The 14,040-nt window shown below is 49.1% G+C and carries 16 protein-coding genes; all 16 read left to right on the forward strand.

The annotated features are described in order from the left end of the window. Positions 1-3 precede the first annotated feature (3 nt). Positions 4-1,524, forward strand: a complete 1,521-nt coding sequence (locus U5R06_09905; GenBank protein ID MDZ7723095.1) for a FlgD immunoglobulin-like domain containing protein — start codon at positions 4-6, stop codon at positions 1,522-1,524. Positions 1,525-1,606: 82 nt separating this feature from the next. Next, positions 1,607-2,347, forward strand: a complete 741-nt coding sequence (locus tag U5R06_09910; GenBank protein ID MDZ7723096.1) for a polysaccharide biosynthesis/export family protein — start codon at positions 1,607-1,609, stop codon at positions 2,345-2,347. A gap of 21 nt (positions 2,348-2,368) precedes the next feature. Next, positions 2,369-3,850, forward strand: coding sequence for a GumC family protein (locus U5R06_09915; GenBank protein ID MDZ7723097.1), 1,482 nt, complete (start codon positions 2,369-2,371; stop codon positions 3,848-3,850). An 18-nt stretch (positions 3,851-3,868) separates the two neighbouring features. Further along, the gene (locus U5R06_09920; protein ID MDZ7723098.1) at positions 3,869-4,108 is read left to right on the forward strand and encodes a helix-turn-helix transcriptional regulator; all 240 of its coding nucleotides are present in this window, start codon (positions 3,869-3,871) and stop codon (positions 4,106-4,108) included. Positions 4,109-4,123: 15 nt separating this feature from the next. Beyond that, the gene (locus U5R06_09925) at positions 4,124-4,579 is read left to right on the forward strand and encodes an AAA family ATPase (GenBank protein MDZ7723099.1); all 456 of its coding nucleotides are present in this window, start codon (positions 4,124-4,126) and stop codon (positions 4,577-4,579) included. A 69-nt stretch (positions 4,580-4,648) separates the two neighbouring features. Continuing rightward, positions 4,649-5,071 (forward strand): hypothetical protein, encoded by a 423-nt coding sequence (locus tag U5R06_09930; GenBank protein MDZ7723100.1) that lies wholly within the window; start codon positions 4,649-4,651, stop codon positions 5,069-5,071. A 20-nt stretch (positions 5,072-5,091) separates the two neighbouring features. Continuing rightward, on the forward strand, positions 5,092-5,946 hold the full coding sequence (locus U5R06_09935) for a CpsD/CapB family tyrosine-protein kinase (GenBank protein ID MDZ7723101.1): 855 nt from the start codon (positions 5,092-5,094) through the stop codon (positions 5,944-5,946). Continuing rightward, on the forward strand, positions 5,939-7,366 hold the full coding sequence (locus U5R06_09940; GenBank protein ID MDZ7723102.1) for an O-antigen ligase family protein: 1,428 nt from the start codon (positions 5,939-5,941) through the stop codon (positions 7,364-7,366). Before U5R06_09935 ends, U5R06_09940 begins: the two co-directional genes overlap by 8 nt. Positions 7,367-7,468: 102 nt before the next feature. Next, on the forward strand, positions 7,469-8,272 hold the full coding sequence (locus U5R06_09945) for a methyltransferase domain-containing protein (protein MDZ7723103.1): 804 nt from the start codon (positions 7,469-7,471) through the stop codon (positions 8,270-8,272). Next, a complete protein-coding gene (locus U5R06_09950) occupies positions 8,265-9,689 on the forward strand; it encodes a flippase (protein ID MDZ7723104.1) in 1,425 nt (474 codons plus the stop codon). Before U5R06_09945 ends, U5R06_09950 begins: the two co-directional genes overlap by 8 nt. Further along, the gene (locus tag U5R06_09955; protein MDZ7723105.1) at positions 9,686-9,811 is read left to right on the forward strand and encodes a hypothetical protein; all 126 of its coding nucleotides are present in this window, start codon (positions 9,686-9,688) and stop codon (positions 9,809-9,811) included. The genes U5R06_09950 and U5R06_09955 overlap by 4 nt, the downstream gene beginning before the upstream one ends. A 186-nt stretch (positions 9,812-9,997) precedes the next feature. Further along, positions 9,998-10,621 (forward strand): hypothetical protein, encoded by a 624-nt coding sequence (locus U5R06_09960; protein ID MDZ7723106.1) that lies wholly within the window; start codon positions 9,998-10,000, stop codon positions 10,619-10,621. Between the two features lie 9 nt (positions 10,622-10,630). Next, complete coding sequence (locus U5R06_09965) at positions 10,631-10,954, forward strand: glycosyltransferase (protein MDZ7723107.1); 324 nt, start codon at positions 10,631-10,633, stop codon at positions 10,952-10,954. Next, positions 10,926-11,870: a glycosyltransferase family 4 protein gene (locus tag U5R06_09970; protein ID MDZ7723108.1), complete on the forward strand. Its 945-nt coding sequence runs from the start codon at positions 10,926-10,928 to the stop codon at positions 11,868-11,870. Before U5R06_09965 ends, U5R06_09970 begins: the two co-directional genes overlap by 29 nt. Beyond that, complete coding sequence (locus tag U5R06_09975) at positions 11,863-12,537, forward strand: class I SAM-dependent methyltransferase (protein ID MDZ7723109.1); 675 nt, start codon at positions 11,863-11,865, stop codon at positions 12,535-12,537. Before U5R06_09970 ends, U5R06_09975 begins: the two co-directional genes overlap by 8 nt. A gap of 51 nt (positions 12,538-12,588) precedes the next feature. After that, positions 12,589-14,040, forward strand: a complete 1,452-nt coding sequence (locus tag U5R06_09980; GenBank protein MDZ7723110.1) for a glycosyltransferase family 4 protein — start codon at positions 12,589-12,591, stop codon at positions 14,038-14,040.

A 14,040-nucleotide genomic window follows, 5' to 3' on the forward strand; every position in this document is an offset into this window, starting at 1 on the left:
GTGATGAATAGCGGTATTATTTTAACAAGCTTTCGCTCTCTAGTATTTTTGCTTGTGATTGCATCTGTGGCCCTGGCGTTTGGCGGCAATCTGTTCGTCGAAACAAGCGGCGGCATTATGCTTCCAAATGAAGAGTATGTGCCGGACGGCAGTCTGGTTCAACTCATTTACGCCGGTGAAAACGGAGAAGTGGATCCACCGAACGCGGATAGCGAAGCCGGGCCACTGGGCGCTCCGACAGCGGATGACACATTAATTGCCTCAACCGAGATCGGTTACGGCTATATAGGAAATTCCCAGGGCAATTTTAACAAACTTTTCACAAGCACATCCATCAAAGTCAATCTGCCCGTCTATGTCCGGGTCTGGAATTCTGCCGGTACGCCTGCACTGAATACACTTTACGGCAGCACACCGGTGTATGTTATCACCTCCGCCGATTTGTCGGAAACCTATCAGATCACTCCCTTTATGCTTGAAAATGAATTATCTAACGCTCAAACTCTCGGCGGATATCTGGTCATCCAGTCCAATTCCGGCGCTGAACTTTCAGGCGGCGCCAAAGTGCCGGAAGGCTACCGCGTTGATTTTATCTATGCCGGAACGGATTCCGCGATTACTGCGCCTTTGTCCGAGGTGACGGATCCGGCCAATATGGGAGCTCCCGGCGGTGATGATATTCTTATCGACCGTATCAGTATCGGCGCCGGTTACAATGAAGGTGAAGCCAATGGACGTTTTAATGCCACCATTGCCAATGATTTGCTGCAGCCTGGAAATTGGGTGTATGTCCGTGTCTGGGATACAGGTCAGACCCCGAGTCAATCCAGCTATTACGGCAATTCCACACTGTACAAAATCCGGGAAGGTGTTATTTCAGAAACCAAGGACTTTGGAACGGTTGTAGTCGATGAACCGCTGGATGATGTTCATGTTCCGATTGAACTCAACAGTTTTGAAGCAAAAAGTCTGGCAGGGTGCGTCCTGCTGACCTGGAGCACCATGTCAGAGAGTGAAAACCTCGGTTTTCATATTTACCGGGCTGACGCGGTTAACGGCCCGAAAACACGCATCAATCAGTCACTGATCAAAGGCGCCATCAACTCTGAGACCCGGCATGATTATTCATTTGAAGATATCGTCACCACAGAAGATGTCCAGGTGTTTTACTGGCTGGTGGATGTGGCCACGGATGGTACGGTAGAGTATCATGGTCCGGTACAAACGACCACCAAAGCAGCCCCGGATGCTTACGGTGTGCAACAGAATTTCCCCAATCCGTTCAATCCGACTACGACCATTTCGTTCCAGCTCAAGGAACAGGGACAGGTTGCGGTGCGGATTTACGACATTACAGGACGTCAGATCCGTGAACTGGTAAATGAGAATCGGAATGCAGGTGAGTATCAGGTGGTCTGGGACGGCCTTGATGCAAGCGGATTCCAGGTGGCTTCCGGTGTTTACTTTTTCAGCGTACAGTGCAACGGATTTCAACAAACGAAAAAAATGACCTTGATGAAGTAATACCATAACGGGTTGACCCTCCCGGTCAACCCATTTTTTTAAAAATTTTTACTAAATAAATTATTTAATAAAGAGGCATGCCATGAATAAAGTCATGCTCGCACTCGCGTGTTTGGCGGTTATAATCAGTTTTTCCTGCGCTCCGCATACGAGTGCTACCCAAACAAGTGTGGTTTACAATCCGGCGCTTGAAGCAGACAGTACTCAACAGGTTTTCAGGCCGGGCGCCCAGTACCGTCTGGGATTCGGTGATAAACTGGATGTGAAATTTTTCAACAATCAGGAATATAATGAATCTGTTGCGGTTCGTCCCGACGGCCGAATTTCATTGCCGCGTATTGGGGATATCCGGGTTGTCGGTATGTCAGTCAGTAAACTGGACACCATAATAACAAATACTTATGCAGAAATATTGATATCACCGGATGTTACCGTCATTGTGCGGGAATTCGGCGGCCAGGACTGTTATGTACTGGGTCATGTCAAAAATCCGGGTGTTTATCCTCTGAACAAGGGATTGTCTGTCATCCGCGCGATCGCAGCGGCGGGCGGCCCCAAACAGTCGGCAAAGATGAACTCTGTGCTTTTGATCCGTGCCACAGAGGACCACAATATGCTCGCTGAACGTCTTGATCTCGACATGTCGAATTTGGGTTCAGCTATGCAGCATGACCGGATGCTGCGTCCCTACGATGTGATTTTTGTACCGCCAACGTTTATCTCAGATTTGGGCGGCTATCTGAATCAGATTTATGATATTGTTTTGCGTCCGCTTGATATCTGGGTGCGCTGGCAATGGTACTCGGGTCAAATATCCGATTAATTGCTGAATCAGGAGAAAATTATGATAGAATATTCGCATTACAACAGTCCAATGTCGCCTCAGAGTTTTCTTTATATTCTGTACCGGCGCCGAAAACTAATTTTTACACTGTTTATCGGACTGGTGGCCGGTATCATTGGACTGACATTCATTCTGCCCCCGGTTTACGAGTCCAATGCTCAGATTATGGTTAATTATCAGGACAATCAGGAGAAAAATTATCTGTTCGGCACGCATGGTTCCGGAAATGTGCCTTATAACCAGCTGGAATCAGAGGAGGTCATTTTAAAGAGCCGGGAGATTCTGGAAAATGTCATTGAGCAGACCGGGCTGGATATTCCGTTCATGATCCGGGAACACAAGCAAGACTATACAGAACAGCAGTACCTGGATTACACCTATCTGCAGCTGAAAAAAAATCTAAAGGTGGAACGGGAACGGGACACCAATATTCTCAACGTGGCCTACCAGGCCAAAGACCCGCATCTGGCGGCTCAGGTTGTGGAGCGTATCATCAGTTCCTATATGGACATACGGTCCAAACTGGCGCGCGATGAACGCACCTCGGAATTTCTGGATCAGCAGATTGCTGATATCAGAGCACAGATTGATGCGATCGAATCATCCGGATTTCGATACAAACAGTCGGAAAAGGTGATGGTGCCAGACAAACAATCCGAAATATTGTTCAATCAGCTCGCCGATTTTGATCAGGAACTCACCCAGGTCCGCTCGCGCCGTATTGCCAAGGAAGCGCGGCTGAATGCGATTGCCTCGGAACTCCGTAACGGTCAGGTGGCAACGCTGCCGAATACCGAAGCCAGCGAGAGTCTGAGCAAGATGGAATACCTCAACAAGCTGCGCCAGACGCTGCTTGATCTTGAACTGAAAAAGAGTTCGCTCCAGAAAAAGTACACGGATAAGCATCCTGATGTGATCACCGTGAATCGGGATATTCACCAGGTGGAAGGTAAAATAGACACCGAGATCGAGAAAATAATTGCTTCGGAATCCACGGGTGTGCAGGCCCTGAAAACAACTGAACAGGAAATACAGAAGCAAATGAAAAAAGTGGCGGACGAAATTGCAGAATTATCACAGAAAGATTATCAACTCGGTATGATGACCATCGGTGTACAGGACCTCAAGGAAGTGTACTCTATGCTGATCCGCCAGCGTGAGGAAGCGAGAATTGCGGCAAATCGAAAAGAGCATCTGGTGCATGTACGGCTCCTGGAACCCGCTATTGTGCCGCTCAAGCCTGCCAGTCCGAACAAACCGCTGTTCGCCGCTATCGCTGTTGTGCTGGGAGCTGTTGTTTCTCTGGGTACGGCATTTTTTATTGAATATTTTGATCATTCCGTCAATACGGTCGAAGATGCCCAGTATTGTCTGGGATTGCCCATATTGGCGTCAATTTCGGATGTGGATTCAAAGCTGCTGCGTCCCCAGGTGGTACCGCCCGGAGAACTGCATCATGAATATACGGGTTCAACTAACTGATTCGAAAGGAGTTGCATAATGAAAAATTTGCTAAAAGTTAAACGATGGGAAGCCGGGATCAAACAATATGAACTTGCGATGCTGCTGGGATGCAGTTCCACCTATCTATCCATGGTGGAAAATGGCCGCATTGAACCTACGGAAAAGTTCAAGCTCAAAGTTGCCAGAGTGTTTGATGTTCCGGAATCGGATATATTCCTGGAGCGTCATGATGTGGCTTCCATGATCAAGGAAAAAGCTATGGCAGATTCTGTCTAACGCAAAGAGGGTATTATGTATTTTGAATATTTCAAAATAAAGAAAGAGCCGTTTTCCGCAACACCGGATCCACGGTTTTTGTACCGGAGTCCGCGGCATCAGGAAGCGCTTGAGCGTCTGAATGCGGCTGTCAGTATGCGCCGGGGTGTAACCGCTCTGGTGGGTGAACCCGGTCTGGGAAAGAGCACCTTGATCCGCACGATGCTCAGTGATCTCAAGGAACAGGTTCACTTTGCCTGGCTGTTCAATACTACCTTGAATTCTACCGAACTGCTCCGATATATTTGCCGGGATTTCGGTCTGGAGCCGCGTGGCGATGACAAGGGCCAGGTGTTGATGGAATTGTACACCTTTTTGATAGACAAATATAAGAACGGCATCAACTGTGTCTTGATTATTGACGAGGCGCAGAATTTATCCCGAGGTTCTGGAAGAAATCCGATTGTTATCCAATCTGGAAACTGTTCATGACAAGCTGCTGCAAATTGTCTTGTCCGGTCAACCGCCGAACTGGATGCGCATCTGGACGCTCCCGAGCTGGTGCAGCTCAAGCAACGGATTAGTTTGAAATCCAGTCTGGTTCGGCTCAGTCGTGATGAAACTGCACGTTATGTCCTGCATCGTTTGAATCTGGCCGGGGCGGCTGCGTTCGATATTTTTACCAAAACCGGATTGCGCGCTGTATACCGTTACAGTGACGGTATCCCGAGAATGATAAACCATGTCTGCGAAAATGCTATGATGCTCGCAGCCAAACGGAATATTGAAAAAATTGACGGCGACCTGGTGAATGAAACCGTAAAACAGGGTCTGATTACGCCGGTTGCCCCCCTGACCCGGAAAAAGCCTGAGAAACAAATAAAAATCCAAAAAGAGGCCGTATCGATCCAGACGATTGACAACGAACCGGAAAGTGACAAATTCGGGTTTATTGATATTAATGAATTGATTACCGTATTGTGATGTTTGTACGGAGGAAATAGATGAGCGTATTGCATGAAATGTTATCCAGTGTTGAACAGGCCGAGCCCCGTTCTGTAACCACGATGAGACCATCCATGGACAAGGATGGTGTTGTATTTGAATTGCCCGATGAACTTGTCAAAGATTATTATGATTTGAAAGAATATTTACGAATTGCCACCCAACAGGAAGATGTACGCGTGTTATCGATTGCAAATTCCCTGAGCGGCGAAGGATCATCCAGCATTGCCACATATCTGGCGTTTTTAATGACCGGCGCCCGCACCCGGCCGATGGGCAAAGTAACGCAGAAAAAATTCGGGGATTCAAAGAACTGGCAGAAACTGCACGCGAATGATAATCCATGGTCGAATGTGTCCGGTGTCCCGTCATCAGTCTTGCTGGTTGATGCAAATCTGCACAGCCCGAGTCTTAACCGGTTTTTCGGTGTGTCCGCTCAGCCGGGATTGGCTGATATTCTTGAAGGCAAGGCCGTGCTTGAAGAAGCGGTGCATAGCATAAGAGGTACGAATTTTATGCTGTTGTGCGCCGGACGCACGGCGGCCAATCCAGCTGAACTGATCAGCAATGATTACTTTAATTCTCTGGTTAAAGAGTGGCGTCAACAGTTTCAGTATGTTATTTTTGATTCTCCCGCTGTCCTGAAAAGTGCGGAAGCTATGAGTCTCGCCGCCTGTGTAGACGGTGTGGTGCTGGTGGTTCGTGCGGGACATACCCGCTGGGACAGCGCACAAAACGCCAAACGTCGTCTGATCACCGCCCGTTCCAATGTCCTGGGTGTGACTCTGAACCGGCGCAAGATGGAAATATCGGACGGATTGTTCAAGTCATTTGTCGAGACGTCGAATGATTAGCGCTGTTCCACAACAAGCTGCCGGCCGCTACAAGATAGTGACAATTGCTGCAGCGGTTTTCACCTGTGTCGCAGCCACATGGACACTGTATGCGGTCGATCCCAAATGGGCTCTGTTCATTATCTCAGGTTTGCTTTTCCCGTTTGCCGCTGTAATGATCCGGGATTTTCGCCGTTTGCTGCTTGTATTATTGATGTTTGTGATGCCGCTGAATGCGGATGTGAACTTTATGATGCATCCGAGTGTGGGAGGGGCCGATGCATTTACGTTTGGACTGGTGGATATCCTGCTTTTTGCGCTGTTGATTGTAACGCTGCTGCGCAGCGCCAGCGCGAAAGAGGTGGGGGTGTTGCGCTTTTATCCTGCTATTATGATCCCTTCTCTTGTACTGCTTGGGTTTTATGTGATTTCCTTATTGGCGGCACAGGATTTACTATGGAGCGGTTTTGATATTTTTAATTTTGTCAAAACATTGTTGTTCTTTTGGGTGCTGGCCAATAATATCCGGGAACGCCGTGACCTAAACCTGGTCATTGGTTTTGCTTTACTGGGTCTGCTGGTACAGAATATACTTGTTTACTGGCAGGCTGCCAATCCGTCAGCTTCGCATGTGCTGCAGACGATCGGCCTCGGAGCGCCGGCCGAATTGAGCCGTTTTGAAATGCAGGCATCCGATCTTTCACGTCCGGGAGGCACCATCGGCCACTGTAATCACTATGCCCGCTATGTGGGATTGCTGGTGCCTCTGGCCATTGTATATGCTTTGACAAAGATTAAAAAATCTAAAGCGTTTTTCTATACTTTAATCGCTGTGTCCAGTGTATTCGCTTTGATTATCACATTGACGCGAAGCTCCTGGATCGGACTGGTGGCTTCGGTCATGGTCATGATCCCGCTGCTCTTTCTGCGCCATCATTTTTCGTTTCGGGTTCTGCGCAACCTTGGCTTTGCCGCATTGATTTTTCTGACCGTGCTGGCGATTTATTCAAAACCGCTTGTGCATCGAATGGCAGTTGATGATCATGGATCGGCATACTCCCGTATCACCACGGCAAAAGTGGCATTGCGAATGATCCAGGACCACCCTGTGATCGGTATCGGCATCAATAATTATGCAGCTCAGCTGCCTGATTACTGGATCGCTGAAGATGCGTTTACCCGCAAGACCGCTGTACATAACACATTTTTGCTCTATGCCGCTGAACTCGGCATTTTGGGATTCGGCGCTTATTTATGGGTGCTCATTGCGTTTTTTATGCGTCTGGTACAGTCTGTTCAAAGCCGACTGCCCTATGTCTCCCTGACCGGCATCGGTATATTGGGAGGCTATGTGGCCTATATGGTGACGGGCTTGACAGACAAGAGTTTTAAGAGAATTTTACATTGCTGCTGGTGTTCTGGGACTGATGGCGGTCAATGAGGCGCTATTGTCGCTTGACGAACGCAGGGTTGCGAGCGAATCCGCTTTGCGCGAACGCTTGTTAAAGCCTGAACCTGTTTATCTTGCAAAGGGTGCAGCCCTATGACATCCAGGCAGATCGCAGATTTTGTGGGCAAGCGACTCTGGATGCGCCGCCTGCTGTATATATTTATCCGCATAACCACGTTGCGGGAATGGTATCTGCACCGTGCCGTGAATCAGGTTTTTCGGCGCTATCCCCAGCCGGTTCACGTCCTTGATGCCGGAAGCGGCATGGGGCAGCATAGCTTTCACATAGCCCGCAAGACTCGAGGACACGTGGTCGGAATTGAAGCGGACAGCAGTCAGGTTGATGATTGCCGGGATGCGGCGGAAAAGTTGAAATTATCAGTCCATTTTCGAACCGGTGATATTCGATCTCTCGACATAGAGCGCAAATTTCATCTGATTCTTTGTTCCAGTGTGCTGGAACATTTAAATGATGACAGCAGCGCCCTGAATGAATTTTCACGGCTCCTGCTCCCGGGCGGTACGCTGATTGTATATGTTCCTGTTAGCGAACAGCGCGTGCTGTCTTTCCTGGATCGGAAGATACAGGGACAGCTTCGGCAGGTAAAGTCCAAATACCCGCATGGACACGTGCGTTACTATAACGCACCGGAACTGCGGGGTAAACTGGAAAACGCTGGATTCCGCGTACATGAAACAGAAAAGACGTATGGACCCTACGGTCGGTTGGCCTATGATATTGTGACCAGTGTTCAGTACAACTCGTTGTTTTTATGGGTTTTCCCGATTTATTTTTTGCTGGTGCATCCTTTTGTAATGCTGTTGATGTGGGCGGATTTAAAGCATGATAAAGTGTCAGGAAATGGATTATTAATGATGGCGGTCAAACATGCTTGAACGGCTTTTGAAAAATACAGCGGCGCGCTCTCTGGCCGAGGTGATTAATCGTCTCGGGGGGGCACTGTTCTGGCTGCTGGTCGCCCGTGTACTGGGCGCATCTGCTCTGGGCGTTCTGGCTTTTTCACTGTCTCTGTTTTCATTTTTTATGACCCTCTCTACGCTGGGCCTGGGTTCCGTGCTGATTCGCGATATTGCCCGACATCCGGAGCGCACGGCGGTGTATTTCAGTCATGCGTTGATTATCGGAAGCGTCACTTTTTTGATCGTTGCTCCTTTGATGTTCGGACTCGCATTGTCCCTGAATATCATGGGCATCACCTTGTACGCCACCGGGGTTATGGCGTTGGCGGTGCTTCCCGGATGCGTGTTTTACTGGTGCAAATCGATTTTGACCGCGCATGAAAAGATGAAAGGCATCGCCTGGGCGAGAACAGCGGAAAACGCTGTGCGTCTGGGTATCGGCGCCTGGCTGCTGTTCACCGGCGGCACCCTGATCCACATCATTTGGGTGATTTTTGCCAGCAAAGTCGTACTCGCCGGTGTGGGGATGCTGTTGACCCTGCGCTACGCAATCGCCCCGCGCTTTCAATGGGATGGAGCTCTGTTCCGATATTTCGGGTCCATGATACCGGCATTTTCCATGATTACATTGTTCAACAGCCTGTTCTGGGCGGCTTCGGTGGTGCTGCTGACGCATTTTTCAGGTGAAACTCAAGCCGGATGGTTCGGCGCCGCTTTTAAACTTGTGGACATGATTATTGCCCTTTCTCTGGCCTACGGGCAGGCGATTTTTCCCATTGCATCCCGGAGCTTGCAGAACAAATCCGGGTACCGGCGGGTCTTTCACCGCTCTCTCAAGTATATTTCCCTTCTGACGCTGGCAATTGCCGCCGGCACAACTCTTTTGGCAGGTCCACTCGTTCAGTTCCTCTACGGCTCACAGATGAATGCGGCTGCTCCCGTGCTGCGGATATTGATCTGGTGCGTTGTACCGTTTTCATTGGTACCTGTTTTTTCTTCATCGTTGGTGAGTTATCATCAGCAAAACTGGGATCTGGCCGCCAATGCGGCTGCGGCGCTCAGTGTGATCGCGCTTAATTTGCTGCTGCAACCAGGAACCGGAGCAGTCGGTGCGGCGGCGGTTTTGCTCTCGGCCTGTGTTATTTTCCTGCTCGTTGAAGCAGCGGGTGTTCAGCAGTGTATGTTTCGACTTTATGTACCGATGCAGTTAATTTATGCCTTGCCGGGTGTTCTGCTGATGTGGGGCGTGATTACACTTACCCGAAACACGCATGTTCTCATCTCAGTCGTAGCTGCAGCGGTGATATATTTTGGATTTTTGTATTTTTCCGGTGCACTGGACCGGACCGATTTCAAACGATTACTGCGCAGAAAAAGGGAGGCCGGCCTGTGAAGTCCATGACACTTGACTGTTCCGTGATTATCCCGAACCGCAACCGCTCGGACACCCTGTTTCGCGTACTGCATGCGCTGAACATCAGAAAACAGACGCCGATTTTCAAGTCATTGTTGTAGATGACAAATCTACGGATCAGACCCTGGAGTATATGGACGAATTTATTCAGCAGACCTGCTTAAAATTTTCCTGCCTGTCCGGAGACGGCCGCGGCGCAGCCAGCGCCCGCAACATTGCCATCAGGCAGGCGCGCGGTAACCGGCTGATATTCTCTGGATGCGGATACCATCCCGGGCCCGGATTGTGTGCAAAAACACCTCGAGTGGTCCAGGCGGCTTGGAGAGACGGCCTGTCTGGTGGGTAACAATCAGGTTTCTATGGAACTGACGCCGGCAGAGCAGGTCCGCATACCGGAAAACCGGTTTCAATCGGCGCCGACCCTGACGAAAATCGACTGGCCTGAATACAGAACCGGTAATTCTTCCATGGCGCGCCGTTTGTGCGAGCAAGCCGGTGGATTTGATGACGCATTGAAAGCAGCGGAAGATACCGAGATCGCAGCCAGGCTGGCCGATTTGGCCGTTCAATTCTATTATGTGCCGGAAATTAAAGCCGTGCATCATCATCCGCTGGATTTGAATGGATTCTTTACCAAGGCCGCTCTTTACGGACAGGCTGCAGCCTGCTGGTACCAAAAAGCGCCGGCGCACCGGCGATTGCTGACGTATCGATATGGTGTTTATGCCCGGGAATTGAGCTGGTACAAAAAAATGAAATATATCCTGCGCTTTCTGTTTATCAATCGTTATACGGTTGCAGGAATCATCATATTCGGGAAGCGCTTGAAACCTGTGTTGTCTGAAAAGTTGTATCGTATTGTGTTTCAATATCATACAAGGCAAGCTTTTAAACAACAAATCGCCCGATAGAGACTGTCTATGCGAATTTTAATGACAAACTGGGTGTATTTACCGGAATTTTCAGGCGCCGCTCTGCAATGTCACCGGCTGTCCAGAGCGCTGCAGCGGCAGGGCGTCCAGATCAATGTGCTGACCGGCACGCATGAACGTGGAATGGCCGGACCGGATCGGATCGACGATATCCCGGTGCATCGGGTGTTGCGTGATGTATCATCTCCCATCGGGCAAATCCGATATTTTAGAGCCATGCAGTCGTTTATCCGGCAGCATTGGCGCTTGTTTGATATTGTGCATACACACGGCTTTCATCCGCGTGTTAACATGCTGGTCTCCAAAATATGATATCCCTCTGATCCAAAAAATAACCGCATTGGGTCTGGATGATCCCCTGGCCGTTGAAGCGCGGTCGCTGGGAAGACTGAAATCGAGGATTCAGCGGCAGGCCAAAGTGATCGTGCCCACCGCAAAAATTCTGGAAGACCGATGCCGCCAAAGCGCTATTTCGCTGCGCTCTATCCGGCGTATTCCCGATGGTGTGGATACCACTTTGTTTCATCCGGTGGCAGCCTCGCACAAAATGGAGCTGCGCCGGCGACTGCAGATGCCGGAAGACAAGATCGTGTTGTTAATGGTGGGCGGAGTCACTTTTCGTAAAGGACTGGATATGCTTGTCCATGCTTTGAACGGACTGGATGCTGAAATAAAGCGTAAAACCCGACTCTGGGTGATCGGTCCTACAATCAATCAGCATACCCTGGAACAATTTGATCCAGAGTTTTTCCAGTATACCCAGCACATAAAGTCCCTGATTCAGGAGTTCGGGCTGGAGGATATGGTACAATTTAAAGGGCGGAAGCGAAATATTGATGAATACATGCAGGCGGCTGATGTGCTGGTACATCCCAGTCGCAACGAAGGTCAGCCCAGTTCGCTTTTGGAAGCCATGGCTTCGGGATTGCCGCCGCTCGTCAATCGGCTTCCCGGTATTACAGATGAAATTGTACAGGCCGGCTGTTACGGCTATCTGGTAAACTGTTCGGATATTCCTCTGTTTACGGCTGCACTGCGGGTGTTGATTAATAATAAAGCTCTGCGCGAGCGCCTGGGCGAAAAGGCCCGGCGCCATGTCTGTGCGCATTATGATCTGGATGTCATTGCCAGGAAATATGTGGCGCTTTATTCACGGGTTCTTGATCACGAACCCTGCCGCTACAGGAAAAATATTCGATCATTGAAAGGACAGCCGAAAAATGGATGACACGCAGCGGTACTATCGGGAATTGACAGCGTTTCGCGATATTGTACAGCAGAATGATCCCGGACAAAAGTTTGAAAAAATTCTGGTACTGGGATGCGGTAACGGGCAAGAAGCCGTTATGATGCAGAGACTATTTGACACTGCAACGGTTGGAATCGATATCCATGAGAATTTTGTGCCCGGATTGTCTGCCGAGATTGAACTGGTGTCCTATGACGGCGTGGATTTGCCGTTTCCGGCCGATAGTTTTGATATGGTTTATTCATATCATGTATTAGAACACGTTGAGCATCCCCGGAACCTGATTTCTAACGTTCAACGCGTCCTGAGACCGAGCGGCGTTTTTTATCTGGGGGTACCCAATAAGGACAGAATTGTGGGTTATTTCGGTATGAAAAACCGAACCCTGTGGCAAAAAGTAACATTCAATATTCGCGATTGGCATAAACGCCTCACTAATCAATGGAAGAATCCGATGGCGCACGCCGGGTTCTCACATACGGAGCTTGAAGAACTTTTAAATTCATATTTTACGTCTGTTTCTGCGGTTTCTAAAGATTATTATTTAAACAAATGGCCGCAGTTGGAAAGGTTTTTGCATCTGCTATGGCAAAACGGCTGGCATCGCAGAATGTCGCCGTCGCTTTATATGTTGGCACAAAAATAAGAACTGGCATTTTCGGAGGTACAGAAACTAAACATGCGAAGGATTCCGATAATGGGTACGAGATGGTTAAATACCATAGTAGACAACGGCGTTCAATGGTTTGGCGGCGGCAGCACGCAACGCATGCCTCTGACTGCGGATGGAGGAAAAGCAAGGCCTTTAGGTTCTGAACAAAAAACACAAACTGTATTTGAAAAACAGAACATTAAAAATGCCGGCAGAACGCTGATCATTGTTCAAAATTTGCCCGTACCGTTTGACCGGCGTGTCTGGCTGGAAGCCTGCACGCTGAATAAAAGCGGTTGTCAGGTATCTGTGATTTGTCCGAAATCCGAGCAATATTCCAAAAGTTTTGAACAAATCCAGGATATTGCCGTCTATCGTTACCACATGCCCGTGGAAGCGCGTGGCATTTTCGGTTATCTGTTCGAGTTTGTTTATGCGTGGCTGGCCACGGCGCTGCTGTCGCTCCGGGTCCTGAAAAATGAAGGCTTTGACGTGATTCAAGCCTGTAATCCGCCGGACACTTTTTTTCTGCTGGCAGCGATTTACAAATTGTTTGGCAAAAAGTTTATCTTTGATCACCATGATCTTTCCCCGGAAATGTTTGCAGCCAAGTTTACGGCTCGTCATCCGATGTTGTTCAAAGGTTTGTGCATTCTGGAACGGCTGACCCTGAAAACCGCGGATGTGGTTATTTCCACCAATGAATCTTATAAAAAAGTAGCTGTAAGCCGGGGAAGGCGCAAGCCTGAGGATGTGTATGTGCTGCGCACCGGACCTGATCTGAGCAAACTGCAGCTGCATGCCCCGAATCCGTTTTTCCGGCACGGGAAACGTTATCTGGTCACTTATTTGGGTGAAATGTGCTCCCAGGACGGTGTGGATTATATGCTGCATGCCGTCGATTATATTGTTCATCACTTGAAACGTAATGATATTCAGTTTGTGTTGATGGGCGGCGGTCCGGCCATGCCCGAATACAGGGAAATGAGTCAAAAAATGGGACTCTCCGATTGGGTGCGTTTTACCGGTCGGGTTTCCGACCCTGTGCTGAGTCAATATCTGTCCACTTCAGATATATGTATTGCTCCGGATCCGATGAATTCATGGACTAATTCATCTACGATGAACAAGGTGCTTGAATATATGAGTTTTGCCAAACCCGTCATCTCGTTTGATCTCAAGGAAACCCGGGTCTCTGCCGGGGAATCAGCCCTGTATATTCCGGCAAATGATACCGATGCCATGGGCCGCGCGGTAATCGATCTGCTGGCTGATCCGATCTCCCGTACTCGAATGGGATACCACGGTTATTTGCGTGTGCACCAAAAATTATCCTGGACACATACTCACCACAATTTGCTGCGGGCTTATATGCGATTTTTCCCGGTTTCTCTAACCGAACCGTCGCAAGATTCTCCGGAATCTATTCCAATGCCCCGCACGTTATCGCTTTCGTTTTTGACCGCCGGTATGACCAAAGTTGCCGGAGGTGAATAG

The sequence above is a fragment of the candidate division KSB1 bacterium genome, from assembly GCA_034521575.1.
In the GTDB taxonomy this organism is placed as follows: domain Bacteria; phylum Zhuqueibacterota; class Zhuqueibacteria; order Residuimicrobiales; family Krinioviventaceae; genus JAXHMJ01.

Excerpts from the sequence above, each read along its gene's own strand:
- U5R06_09905 (MDZ7723095.1), top strand. The coding sequence starts at position 4 with ATGAATAGCGGTATTATTTTAACAAGCTTTCGCTCTCTAGTATTTTTG.
- U5R06_09910 (MDZ7723096.1), top strand. The coding sequence starts at position 1,607 with ATGAATAAAGTCATGCTCGCACTCGCGTGTTTGGCGGTTATAATCAGT.
- U5R06_09915 (MDZ7723097.1), top strand. The coding sequence starts at position 2,369 with ATGATAGAATATTCGCATTACAACAGTCCAATGTCGCCTCAGAGTTTT.
- U5R06_09920 (MDZ7723098.1), top strand. The coding sequence starts at position 3,869 with ATGAAAAATTTGCTAAAAGTTAAACGATGGGAAGCCGGGATCAAACAA.
- U5R06_09925 (MDZ7723099.1), top strand. The coding sequence starts at position 4,124 with ATGTATTTTGAATATTTCAAAATAAAGAAAGAGCCGTTTTCCGCAACA.
- U5R06_09935 (MDZ7723101.1), top strand. The coding sequence starts at position 5,092 with ATGAGCGTATTGCATGAAATGTTATCCAGTGTTGAACAGGCCGAGCCC.
- U5R06_09940 (MDZ7723102.1), top strand. The coding sequence starts at position 5,939 with ATGATTAGCGCTGTTCCACAACAAGCTGCCGGCCGCTACAAGATAGTG.
- U5R06_09945 (MDZ7723103.1), top strand. The coding sequence starts at position 7,469 with ATGACATCCAGGCAGATCGCAGATTTTGTGGGCAAGCGACTCTGGATG.
- U5R06_09950 (MDZ7723104.1), top strand. The coding sequence starts at position 8,265 with ATGCTTGAACGGCTTTTGAAAAATACAGCGGCGCGCTCTCTGGCCGAG.
- U5R06_09965 (MDZ7723107.1), top strand. The coding sequence starts at position 10,631 with ATGCGAATTTTAATGACAAACTGGGTGTATTTACCGGAATTTTCAGGC.
- U5R06_09975 (MDZ7723109.1), top strand. The coding sequence starts at position 11,863 with ATGGATGACACGCAGCGGTACTATCGGGAATTGACAGCGTTTCGCGAT.
- U5R06_09980 (MDZ7723110.1), top strand. The coding sequence starts at position 12,589 with ATGGGTACGAGATGGTTAAATACCATAGTAGACAACGGCGTTCAATGG.